This window comes from Holdemanella sp. DFI.5.55 (assembly GCF_020593575.1).
GTDB classification, from domain to species: domain Bacteria; phylum Bacillota_I; class Bacilli_A; order Erysipelotrichales; family Erysipelotrichaceae; genus Holdemanella; species Holdemanella hominis.
The window spans coordinates 1-11837 of sequence record NZ_JAJDMK010000069.1; the positions used below are offsets into that span (position 1 = coordinate 1).

The 11837-nt window shown below is 28.4% G+C and carries 18 protein-coding genes; all 18 read right to left on the reverse strand.

Annotation, left to right across the window (positions count from 1 at the left end; genetic code table 11):
• Window positions 1-254: 254 nt before the first annotated feature.
• The 18 genes from LJE08_RS11080 to LJE08_RS11165 all read right to left on the reverse strand — a co-directional run bounded on the left by LJE08_RS11080 (window position 255) and on the right by LJE08_RS11165 (window position 11621).
• Window positions 255-905 carry an ABC-2 transporter permease gene (locus LJE08_RS11080; protein ID WP_227403239.1) on the reverse strand — a complete coding sequence of 217 codons (651 nt, stop codon included), beginning with the start codon at window positions 903-905 and terminating at the stop codon, window positions 255-257.
• The gene (locus tag LJE08_RS11085) at window positions 899-1765 is read right to left on the reverse strand and encodes an ABC transporter ATP-binding protein (RefSeq protein ID WP_186999363.1); all 867 of its coding nucleotides are present in this window, start codon (window positions 1763-1765) and stop codon (window positions 899-901) included. The genes LJE08_RS11080 and LJE08_RS11085 overlap by 7 nt, the downstream gene beginning before the upstream one ends.
• A gap of 2 nt (window positions 1766-1767) precedes the next feature.
• Window positions 1768-2142, reverse strand: a complete 375-nt coding sequence (locus tag LJE08_RS11090; protein WP_186999362.1) for a GntR family transcriptional regulator — start codon at window positions 2140-2142, stop codon at window positions 1768-1770.
• Between the two features lie 139 nt (window positions 2143-2281).
• Window positions 2282-2473, reverse strand: a complete 192-nt coding sequence (locus LJE08_RS11095) for a hypothetical protein (RefSeq protein WP_186999361.1) — start codon at window positions 2471-2473, stop codon at window positions 2282-2284.
• Window positions 2474-2490: 17 nt separating this feature from the next.
• Window positions 2491-2850, reverse strand: a complete 360-nt coding sequence (locus LJE08_RS11100) for a helix-turn-helix domain-containing protein (protein ID WP_227403240.1) — start codon at window positions 2848-2850, stop codon at window positions 2491-2493.
• Between the two features lie 235 nt (window positions 2851-3085).
• Window positions 3086-3667 carry a DUF3592 domain-containing protein gene (locus tag LJE08_RS11105; RefSeq protein ID WP_186999359.1) on the reverse strand — a complete coding sequence of 194 codons (582 nt, stop codon included), beginning with the start codon at window positions 3665-3667 and terminating at the stop codon, window positions 3086-3088.
• Window positions 3668-4156: 489 nt separating this feature from the next.
• The gene (locus tag LJE08_RS11110) at window positions 4157-4363 is read right to left on the reverse strand and encodes a hypothetical protein (protein ID WP_227403241.1); all 207 of its coding nucleotides are present in this window, start codon (window positions 4361-4363) and stop codon (window positions 4157-4159) included.
• A 35-nt stretch (window positions 4364-4398) separates the two neighbouring features.
• Window positions 4399-4905, reverse strand: a complete 507-nt coding sequence (locus tag LJE08_RS11115; protein ID WP_227403242.1) for a GNAT family N-acetyltransferase — start codon at window positions 4903-4905, stop codon at window positions 4399-4401.
• A 119-nt stretch (window positions 4906-5024) separates the two neighbouring features.
• Window positions 5025-6233 (reverse strand): hypothetical protein, encoded by a 1209-nt coding sequence (locus tag LJE08_RS11120; RefSeq protein ID WP_186999356.1) that lies wholly within the window; start codon window positions 6231-6233, stop codon window positions 5025-5027.
• Between the two features lie 224 nt (window positions 6234-6457).
• Complete coding sequence (locus tag LJE08_RS11125; RefSeq protein WP_227403243.1) at window positions 6458-7111, reverse strand: DUF1287 domain-containing protein; 654 nt, start codon at window positions 7109-7111, stop codon at window positions 6458-6460.
• A gap of 29 nt (window positions 7112-7140) precedes the next feature.
• Complete coding sequence (locus LJE08_RS11130) at window positions 7141-7614, reverse strand: SMI1/KNR4 family protein (protein ID WP_172583785.1); 474 nt, start codon at window positions 7612-7614, stop codon at window positions 7141-7143.
• 329 nt (window positions 7615-7943) lie between these two features.
• Window positions 7944-8615 carry a suppressor of fused domain protein gene (locus LJE08_RS11135; protein ID WP_119362998.1) on the reverse strand — a complete coding sequence of 224 codons (672 nt, stop codon included), beginning with the start codon at window positions 8613-8615 and terminating at the stop codon, window positions 7944-7946.
• A 31-nt stretch (window positions 8616-8646) separates the two neighbouring features.
• Entirely contained in the window at window positions 8647-9480 is an 834-nt protein-coding gene (locus tag LJE08_RS11140) for a DUF4299 family protein (RefSeq protein ID WP_186999350.1), read from the reverse strand.
• 204 nt (window positions 9481-9684) lie between these two features.
• Window positions 9685-10116 carry a hypothetical protein gene (locus tag LJE08_RS11145; protein ID WP_227403244.1) on the reverse strand — a complete coding sequence of 144 codons (432 nt, stop codon included), beginning with the start codon at window positions 10114-10116 and terminating at the stop codon, window positions 9685-9687.
• A gap of 21 nt (window positions 10117-10137) precedes the next feature.
• A complete protein-coding gene (locus tag LJE08_RS11150) occupies window positions 10138-10404 on the reverse strand; it encodes a YrvL family regulatory protein (RefSeq protein ID WP_227403247.1) in 267 nt (88 codons plus the stop codon).
• Window positions 10405-10584: 180 nt separating this feature from the next.
• Window positions 10585-11031: a hypothetical protein gene (locus LJE08_RS11155; protein WP_186999348.1), complete on the reverse strand. Its 447-nt coding sequence runs from the start codon at window positions 11029-11031 to the stop codon at window positions 10585-10587.
• Between the two features lie 9 nt (window positions 11032-11040).
• Window positions 11041-11409, reverse strand: coding sequence for a hypothetical protein (locus tag LJE08_RS11160; RefSeq protein WP_227403245.1), 369 nt, complete (start codon window positions 11407-11409; stop codon window positions 11041-11043).
• Between the two features lie 38 nt (window positions 11410-11447).
• Window positions 11448-11621 (reverse strand): hypothetical protein, encoded by a 174-nt coding sequence (locus LJE08_RS11165; protein ID WP_227403246.1) that lies wholly within the window; start codon window positions 11619-11621, stop codon window positions 11448-11450.
• Between the last annotated feature and the right edge of the window lie 216 nt (window positions 11622-11837).

An 11837-nucleotide genomic window follows, 5' to 3' on the forward strand; every position in this document is an offset into this window, starting at 1 on the left:
TAAGAAATCAAAAATTTTGACACACCGATTGACCGCTACAGATACACCGATGGTGTGCTAAACACGCACCATTTTTCCGTCATATGCACTTTATACAAAAGTATAACGTATCACATACTAAAAATTATTTTATTCAAACAAAATAGCGTCATATAAAAATGTCTGTATTACTTTCGAAGCCTTAAATTATTCTCACCTTCGAAAGTGTAAAAAAGGAATGAACCAATAATTCATTCCTTAATTACTGAAACCTCCTACGAATGTCTAATCTCATATATTTTTAAACAAGCAAAATATCCAAGAATATTAATTATAATTGCCAAGACACTGCCATATAATAACCATCTATTTAAAGGTATTAATAATAACTGTTCTATGCCCACAAAAAAATATAAAGTAATAAAACCTATCACAAAAGCTACTAGTGTTACCACATATAAAATGGTTCCTTTTTTATTTCCAAAAGTCAAAAATCCCGCATTATTTATAGGTAACATAATCAATGTAAAAATCACACTTATCGATAAAACTAACAATCCTTCTTGTAAACTGATAATATGATACCCGTAGATAGCTAACAATACAACAGGTAAAGAAAGTAATAAGAAAGATGCAAATGAAAAGATATATGTTTCTAATATTTTGGTCATCACAATTGTTTTTTTAGAAATAGGATAAGTTAATAACATTTGATCAAATTTAGAGAGTTCATCTTGCTCAATCGAGTATTGTAATGGCGATACACTTGTCATTGGTATCGTTAATACAACTAAAAGGATTACAATATACTCACTTGGCATTAAAAAGAAGACCATACCATACAATAAAATACTACAAATAAAACCTATTAAATTCTTTTTAATACAAAACGATTCGTAAAAATCTTTTAACATTAAACCTACCATCTTTCACAGCCTCCTTTCACATGAAACAACATGATTTCTTCAACTGTTGGTCGCGTCATTTCTAAATCTTTAAAAACACTCTGTATCAATGAACGATTTTTTACTAGAATAGTGTAATTATATGCTTCTTTCACATAGCCAACAATATCATCTTTATTTAATGAATCTAACAACTCTTTTCCAGCATGAATAATTCCATATTCTTCTCTTAATTCATCATATGGTTTCATAAATAATAATTTACCTTCATGAATATAAGCAATGTAATCTGATATTTTGTCTAAATCACTAGTAATATGTGAAGACATTAATACTGTATGATCTTCATCTTCTGTATACTCACGTATGATAGACAATATTTCATCACGAACAATTGGGTCTAGTCCACTTGTTGCTTCATCTAATATCAATAGCTTCGCATTATGACTAAAAGCAATCGCAAATTCTAATTTCATTTTCATTCCGCGAGAAAACTTTTTAATCTTCTTTTTCATTGGTAATTTAAATCGAGTTAGATATTTTAAATAAGTTTTTTGATCCCAATTCGAATAAACACGACTTAAAATTTTTCCTATAAAATTAGGAGTAAACTCCTCATTATAGTGTGTTTGATCAAATATAACAGCAATGTCTTTTTTTATATTAATTTCATCAGTTTTAAAGTCTAAACCAAATATTTTTAAATCATCATATGAAGATTTAATAATTCCAAGTATCGAACTAATCAATGTAGATTTTCCCGCACCATTTTCACCAATTAGCCCTACAATGCTTCCTTTGGGGATATCCAAAGTAATACCGTTTAAAGAGAAGTCTTCATACTTTTTATTTAAATTTTTAATTTCAATTACATTTTCCATAATCAATTCTCCTCGTATATTAAATGAAGTAGTTTTTCTAATTCATTTTCTGTTATCCCACTTTGTTTAGCTATCAGACAAGCATCTTGCAATTGTTTTTCGACTCTTCGAAGATTTTCTTCACGAATAAAATCCTTGTTTTGTTCTGAAACAAAAGCACCTTTCGCAGGAATCACATGAATGAATCCATCTTTTGATAATTCATCATAAGCTCTTTGTGTTGTAATAATACTAACGTGTAAATCCTTAGCCAACTTTCGCATAGAAGGCAGTGAATCATTAACCTTAAGTTCTCCATTCATAATCATTTCCTTGATTTGAACAACAATTTGTTCATAAATCGGTCTTGAACTAGAACTACTTAATATAATTTCCATAGTTTCACCTCGTAATTTTATATACTGTATATATTTTACATATACAGTATATACCCACTTATCAATACTGTCAATATATATTATATACAGTTAAGAATAAAAAAAGATTCAGGATAATATAAACTGAATCTTCTTTACATTAAATAGATTTTAAAACATATTTATGTATCAAGCAATTAATCAATACACATACCGTACAGCCAATCCCTCTAGCAATCCATACATTCATCGAAGTTTGCTCAAAAAAGTGCATAAAAATATTACCGATTGCAATAGAGAAAAATAAAACTATAACCCATTTTAAATCTGTTAATAAGCTTTGCTTATTCATATGTACCTCCATTTACATTAATTGGATGAAATGAAAACAAAGATAAGAAGAACAACCACAAATACTAAGATATAAATAGAAATCTTCAACAAACGATTCGCCTTCATAATTTCTTCTTCAACGTTCGTTACCTTTTCAACAAGAAAAGACTCTTGTGAATGATCTACAAGTGAATCCAGGCTTACATGCAGTGCATTAGCTAAAACAATCAATTGATAAGCATCCGGTGTTGTTAAATTACATTCCCAGTTAGAAATCGTTTGTCGTGTTACACCAATCTCATCCCCTAGTTTTTCTTGTGATAATCTTAAACTTTTTCTAAATGTTAAGATATTCTTCCCTAAATCCATTTTCTCACTTCTTTCATCATCATTCATTATATTAATCTAGCCCTCAAAATTCTACCAAAGGCCTTTGGAATATTGTCAAAGTCTTTTAACAATTTTAATTCAAGCTCATTTCACCAAAAAAATCGTCATCTTTTACAAGTTTGGGTGTGGTCGTTAGTCTATTTAAAAAAATTAGCAGAAAATAAAAAGTCCTGTTCATTAATTCCATATAACGTAAACAAAGCGTTTATCTTATAGCTGATATAAATAATTTCGGATTTCATCATCTAAAAAGATACGGTAATGCTTCAAAAAGCGTAACTATACCACCAGATAAAAAAAGAATTCCAAAAAACACTATAACAATAAAACTTAATTTAATCTTTTTTTGAAAAATAAATACAGCTGGATGTTTCGGATCTACATAAATTGGATAAGTTTCTCCTTCTCTCATCTTTTTTATTAACTGTTTATAAGAAATATTTTGAGCTGTTTGTTCTTTATATATGCGACCTTGATATGTGTACTCAAATACTGGAGCTTGCGTAGACACAGCATTACCTCCATAGTAAGTATTATATCCACAGTAAACACCATTTATTTTTTCTTTACATCTTACAAGTGCATACACATCATTTATAAGCATAAAAATAAAAATTAAACCAAAGACAATACAAGCTAAGGGAAATAGTAATAATTTACCGAATGAAACAAAGATAGTTAAGACAGAAATTATTCCAAATCCGACAAAAGAAAAGATCATAATAAAACTAATAAATGGTACATCTTTATATCTTTTATTTTTTACAATTACAAAAGTAATAAAACCAAATAAAATCATTAGTATGTGAACTAAGGTTGTCATAGTTTCAATTCCTCTCCTAAAACATAATTGATTATTTATAATTATCTTTTATAATAATCAAACTCTTCTAAATAATTTACATTCTCTTTAACCCATGAATTACCAACAACTGTTTTATTCATTTTCAAGGATACATTCATTTCATTTGTCACAATAATCATAGTATTTTCAAGTAAGAGACCCTTTTTAACCTCAAATTTTTTTAATATCCTTTCCACTTTAATAAAAAAAATCTAAAATAGTATAATTTCCATCAACAGGAAAAATGTAGATACCTTTCTCATTAAATCCAAATAAATATGAAGTTTCTTTTTCAGGGGCTATTAGCGTAACCGGAGCTACAGGCAAAACCACTTTACTTTATAAGTGCTATGTCCTGGAACAACATTATTTTTATAGTTAAAATTCCACTTTTTTAATTCTCTTTTAACATTTTCGAAATAAAGCATACATATAGTTAGCTTTCAAATTATAATTTAACTAACAAACTCATTTTTTGCTCATTAAACACTTTTTAAATATCCAACTTACAGTAGCTCCAATAAAAAAACCTATAATTGCTGTTGTTGAATTACCATTTAAAGTGCCTACCGCAAATCCTACAACAGCACCTACATACCAAGTACTAACAAGCTTAGCTAATGTAAAAGTATCTTCTTCGTCATTCTTATTTTCATTATGATGTTCTTTGCTCATTTATTCGTCACCTCATCTGAAAATTCCAATTTATTTTACAACTTGATTTCATATCCAATTTCACGTAAAACATATCCATCGTCAAACACCTCATCATAAACTCCATCAACTTTTGTGAAACCATTTTTTTGATACAATCGAATAGCTGGTTTATTTATATCTACTACAAATAATCGTAAATATTCAGCACCAAGTGATTTAGAAATTTCTTTTGCTTTATTGAGCATTTGCTGACCAATTCCTTTTTTAGAATACTCAACATTAACACCCAATCGGTCAATATACATTGCTTTAGCAGATTTTTCACTCCATTCAACATAAGCTTCTCCTGCATTGTTATCACATAAAGCAAAAGCAGACATAATTTCTTCATCATTTGCAATAACATAAAGACGCTTGTTATTTATGTCATCTTCAAAGAATTCGCAAGGATAAATATCGTCCCAAATTTGAATGTTATTTTTATTCATATTTTTTATGATTTCTTTATAAATTATTTTCAGTTGTTTCAAATCTTCTAGTCTTGCTAGTCTAAATTCCATCTTATCATCTCCAAAAATTCGATATTGTTCATTATAATTACACTTCTAAATTATTATTTATCTAAGAAATCACTAAATTCTAATTTTTCTATGTCATTAAAATTAAGTAAACTTCAATTTTATTCATGAACACTATAGTATTCTAAGCCTAAAAGGCTCTTACGAATGCATACTCGACGACTGTCACCAATATTAGTTTTTAAATACTGACTTTTAGATACATTAAACTCTTTTTCTTCACCACGCCAAGAAGCAATTAGTTGATAATCTGTTAAGCTATTGCCTGTATCAACATCCTTATCTGTAATAACAATTGTTTCATGCTCTGATTTTCCAAATGTTAATAAGAAATTGACAGGAAAAGTAATGGTAAATGAGAACACCAAAACTGCAAAAATAACTGATAATTTACGACCAAATCGTTGTGGTACTTTTGTGTATAAAGATTTAATGATAAAAGGAATTGAAAAGATAACTGTTAAAATTAATGTTATTTTTAAATAGTCGATAAAATCATAGTCAAAAATATTTGTTGTAGCTAGATTTAAAAGTAAAGCAATTGCAGCACCTAGAAATGGCATCTGAAGCATGATATCTTCACCTTTTTTCGTCTTAGTTTCAATATAAATATACGGATAATACCATAGGTATACTGCATATGATCCAAGGATGACAAGAATGTACAATACCATCATCATCTTTCCACCAATGAAAAAACCAATGACATCAAGTGCTATAAAAACAAATCCTAGAATACGCAATATTTTCTTAGACTTGTTAAGATCAAATCCACATTTATTAGAAGAAATACTTTCTATTGTTTTAGTCTCTTCTACAATCGAATGATAATAATTGCGTTCTATAGCATTAAATGTACGAACATATTTTGATACATCTTTTTTCTTTTCTAACAACTCTTCAAAATCCACAATATTTACTTCATGCTCTACTAAAACATCAAAAAGAATTTCTAAATTTCCAAAAGCATAATCTAATGTTACAAGGCGATTATAGTCTCGATCTATCAATGCCATTTGTGTTCTATTTGCTAGTGGTATCAATAATAAACATCTAATATCTGTATAACGCACCTCAACTGACTGCTTTAGTACATAATTAAAAGTAAGTGTGTTTTTATCTATGACTATCGTTTGCTTTTTACATGCTAGTAAAAGTGCACCACCTAAAAACACAAAAGGCAGAAAACAAAGTGCTGCAATATAATAACCTGATATAAGTGTTACTAAACATATTAGTCCAAATACCACAGTTGTTATCATCCCTAATATTTTTACAAACTTTGAACATCCTATTACCTGTTTTTCCATAATCATCCCAACTTTCTTAATATTTAATTCTATTTTAGTACACTGATTAATGCATAAATTGCACTTGCAACTAAAAGAGTACCAATTATTATTGTTATACCATTTTTATTCTATTTTGGCTATCAGTTTTCACACTCTTGATAATCCATATAGGTCCAATCAAAAACACTAAAACTGCATAAATAACTAAAATTATATCCATAGCTATTACTCCTTAATTTAAATCAATTTATTCTATAATGTCCGACGATATCATTTCGATACTCCAATATATCTTCTTCATAATATATTTGGTATGGACTAGCATGATGAATAACAAAACTTACACCATTTTTATTCCGATGATCCGATACGATACCAATATGATTTTCAAATATGACAATATCTCCGCCTTGCCATTCTTCAATTCGGTGAATATCGGTTGTTAATGATTGTGCGTTATATTTGAAATAAATATTCAAATTTTGCACCCTTCTAAAATCGATATTTTTGTCAATAATATCTATATCATAATCTTCTTTATGATTTTGGACATGTTGATTAACCAACTCCATTAAATCATAGCCAGCATCTTTTAGTCCTAAAGCTACTACATCACTACACACTCCAAAATGATCATTGGGATAACCTGTTCCGTAATATTTACTTTTATATTTAGGCTTGCTACTAACATACGCTTTTACATTATTCAAAATATCTGTTTGATCATCGATGCCATCATCATCTTCATCATGTAAACTCTTATAGGTTGTGATATTAAAATCGCTATTTGAATATTTTTGATGTGGGATGTAATTGAAAAAATATAACACATAAACAACAAACAACAGAACAATAGCTGATATAAAAATTAAACCTACTTTATACTTATTTTTCATTGATAATAACACCACCTTTAAATCAATGATTAGTTATATAATAATGTAAAAAACTCATCAAAAGTATTAGCGATAAAATAAACATTGTTCTCATCATCTGATGAACTTAGACTATAAGAATCATCATAATAATAAACTCCGTCATTTGACCCATCACAAACTAAAACAAAGAAGCCATGTTGGATACTATCCCCAATAATAACAGTACTTTCAAATAAATCATCAATATAAGCATTCGTCCAGTATTCTATATTTGAAGCATCATTCCCTGTATCTATTCCATAAATAACATCGACATTAACATTTTTATTTATATCCTTTAAATAGATTTCATTAAATGCGTCATTACTAACTACACCATTGTATTTTAATAGAAATGTAACATAGTCACTAGGCAGACTAATATTAAATAATTTTTCAATATGAATAATATCTACCTTACTTATTTTTTTAAAAGATTTTAATTCATGATTCTTCTTTTTTAGCTTTTTAAATATTCCCATATTTATCTCCTTTATTAGTCCAACTCCTATCTCTTTAACCATTTATATTATGCTGTTAAGATTTATCTTTGAAAAAGCCAATTAAAATTATGGTAATACCAAGAATTGCTAATGGAATATAAATAATATTAGGTATATGGTAGATAAACCTATCAACTGCCGACATAACAATGTAAATAACAATTCCTACACTAATTAAGTAACTTCTCTCTTTCATCATTATTCTCCTTTAAAATGTTTTCACTTCAATAATGATTTGATGACATAAAATGATTATTAACTAATATTTTCTTGTTCACTAACGTGACAACCTTTTTAACCTTACAGCCTTATACTATTGATGATCTAGTGTAACTCGTAACATCTGTGTTTAATTTCTCAAGTAATTCTATTACACTATATTCCTTGTTTTGAATGGCTCTTAATTCATTATCTGTCACTCCAATAAATTCAACAAATCTTACCTTTCCATTAGGTGTATTTATTTCAACAAATTTATCATCTGGTATCGTTATAAATCCTGTAATATTGGATGTCCCTTTACTATCTATACCTGTTGTTTGACCTGTGTATAGATATTCGTAAGCATTAAATAATTCACCTTGGGTAAAAGTAATTCTGGCAATAGATTGTAATATACCGCATATACAACGTATTTCATCTTCTTCATTTTCGTAGTGATCCTTTTTGAGCTTCAAAGTAAACTCCATACCATAACCACTCCACTCTTTATCTTCGCTTTCTTTTTCATAAAGTTCAGATAGTCCATAAGTTATAAAATGCCAATAATCACCACCATCATATACACTAATACCATCAAGGGGATCATTACCACCCAATCTCCATTTTATCATCGCTCCATAATGCTTAGGATTCTTTTGGTTAGGATAAACTTTATCACATAACTTATCTATTGCATCCCATCCTGGTGCTTCAATTTCTTCATTTTGCTCATTATCTAATAATTCATTTTTCTTCTTAAATTTATCAAACAATCCCATATAGAGTGCCTCCTTATCCTTACCATTTAATCTAAATTTCGACACTATATTGTTCAATCAAAGCATCAATTTCATCATCATTTAATAAGGCAATAACATGATTTGCATCATAATATTCTTTTGAAGAGATATGATTGATAAAATCGTCGTATGTAACTGTCATTCCTTTTCTAATCATGACATACCAATAATTAATTCCTTTGATTTGATCAAGAATGATATAAGGTTTATTAGGAACAACACAAGGAATATCAGCAACAATCGAATAAATCCCAAATAATTCATTCGTATCTTTCTTCCTATATACGCTTGGTGTTGCATAATAAACATCTAGAGATTGGATTTCATTTAGATATTCTTCAAGATTATTTAAGTTGCAATCAATTCTTTGTAATTCTCTTTGTCCAATAGAGATTGGATTATAAATCCCAAATATTTCAAAACAGCGATATTCATCTTCTGTTTTACTTGTCATATCTTCTAGTGCAACAATACTTGCTTCTTCATCCCATTTAATAAATTCTTCGTCTTCATATAAATAAGCTTCTTCATCTTCTCTTAAATATTTTTTGGTATTGAACTCGTTGCAAATTTTCTCTACTAAGCTATAGAATAGTCTAATTTCTGATGGTGCAGTTGGTAAACTTAAAGAAAGTAAAACATCACTACCCTCAAGCCATAACTCAAATCCCCTAGCTAGTTTTGTTTCATCATAAATTAAAGTATGTTCACCTATCTCATCTTTATTGAGACGATAATTTTCATCACAAACACCATAAGATAATCCTGTAAATTTAATAATATCTTCTAGATTCATTTTTTTCTTAAATAATGATTTTTGTTTAATTCTTGCAGTTACTGACATAATTACGCCTCCTTAACTTAAAATTTCATTTCTTTTGAAAACCAATTATTTTCTAACTTCATTTTTGTCTTCATTAATCGAATAGATTGATAAAAGAGATAAATCCCGACTAAAACATATATTATTCTATTCAATACATCTTTTAAAAACGGGAAATAGGATGATTGGATAATACTACAGAAGATTAAAACTCAAATTTATAACTTATTTGGAGAATGAAGATTTTATTAATCCATTTTCATAAAAAACATTGAATATTTCTTTATGCCCTACTGCTGAAGGATCAATACAAATCTTTACACCGTTGCCTAAAATTAAGATTGCTTTTGATCCTTTGATTTGAATACTTCTAATTTCATTAAAATGAATGATTTTTCTTTTTCCTAATAATGGAATCTCTGTAATGCCTTCACTATTAACAATAACCTTATAGCGTTTAAAACCAATGCTAATAATAATCAAAATTGATGTAATAACTAATAATAAGGTTGTCAAAAGTGTTTTTTGTTCAGGTGGTGCTGCAACTATACAAACAATCATGCAGATAAATTCAAATATTGTGCCACCAATTGCTGTACCCACAAATACAGATGGGTATGTTGCAACAATTTCTCCATTATTTACTACTTCTTCCATATAAAATCCTCCATCGTATTCTTACATATTTTTAAAATCATCAATGCCCGGCAAAGCTAATATAAAAGAAATGACTAGTTTTGATAGATCACTTGCAGCAATTGTTGACATGCAGTAATCCACAATTAACAATCCAAAACATGTCGCAATCGTATCTAATGCTAAATATAAAATAATTGCAATATTTTTACTAATTCTTTTCAATTTATAAAGAGCCTTAGGAAGTCCGCCTGCAATTAAATTAATCGGATAGGATACAACTGTTGCGATGATGAAAAATAAGATAATACTTCATATGGATTGATATCGAAAACCAAATAAACGCATTATCACTCCACTTAATAGTGCAATAACTGATAAGACAGCAACAAAAATAGTTCCACAAACTATAAAAGTGATTAATTTTTCTTTATTATTCTTAAAAAAATCCACAATAAATAACTCCTTTTTAAACTCTTTTAAACAAACTTATTTAGCTAAGGCATCTTCGATAAGTTCAATACCTCTATTAATGAAATTAATCTTTATTGCTTCATTAGTCCCTTTAACCTTTACCATGGCGACACATAATTGATTTTCTTTTGTTGCTTCAGCACTTCCCATAAGCGTTGTCCATTCAACAGTAATATCGTCTTTTGAAAATGATTTATCGATATAAAACTCATAATCCAAAGGTTCAAATAACTTACTGTTTGACTTTGCATGAATAGAAAGTGTATCATCGTTTTCCTGATATACTTCAACAGTATAGTGAACCACATCTTCTTGATTATCCACATATTGTTCATTCGGAGATATTGATTCTTGAAAAATTAAATTATTCTTATTTTCATTTACTACATCCTTTGATGCACAACCACTAATACTCATTGATATTAAAAGGAAAAACAGTACTACCAATCGTCTTAATTTCACAATCATCACCTACTTATTTTTAAACAAAAGTACAATATTATATATATAATAAGGTATAACACCTACCATTCCAAATATTGAATAGAATGGGAATATCAAAATACCTATAATCACTCTCATTAATAAAGTCAATTTACAAGCAAAATGATTATAGATTATAAGTCCAGTAGCTACACCTGCAAAAATACAAACACCTAACATCATACTATTAAAAGTTCCAATAGGCTCATGAATCATCATATTATGGCTCATAAGCTGTTGGATAAAACTTGGATCTTGTAATTGATGAATTTGAATTTTCCCTAAGATATAACCTACAATGCCACCGATTACTGCCGCAACGATAATCGTTATTATGTGTCTTAATTCTTTTTTCATAAATCGTCCTCCAAAAAGTTTTAGAAAAGATCATCTGGTCACAGCAAATTAAATATTTTCTTTGAAACATATTGATCTGCACATGCAGTAAAGTCTTCTTCATCAACAGATATAAATGAACAATCATAGTTAATTGTTACGTTATTTCCTTGTTCAAGTAACAATTCGTAGGCGTCCTTCATTGAAGTAATCCTTATATTTTCATTACTCATAGATCCACCTTCTACTTTATATGATTCATGCTTATAAGCCATTTGAAATTAAAAATATGCTAAAAACCAATAAAACTAAACTTAGAATTCTATGCGATAATCATTTGTTTTAAAAACTTCATGATCATACTTTTCATTTTTATAAACTGTAATTTCTTTCCCCAATGTCATTAAGTTAAGCTAACGGGATAGTGACAGTGATAAATTCTTATTAAG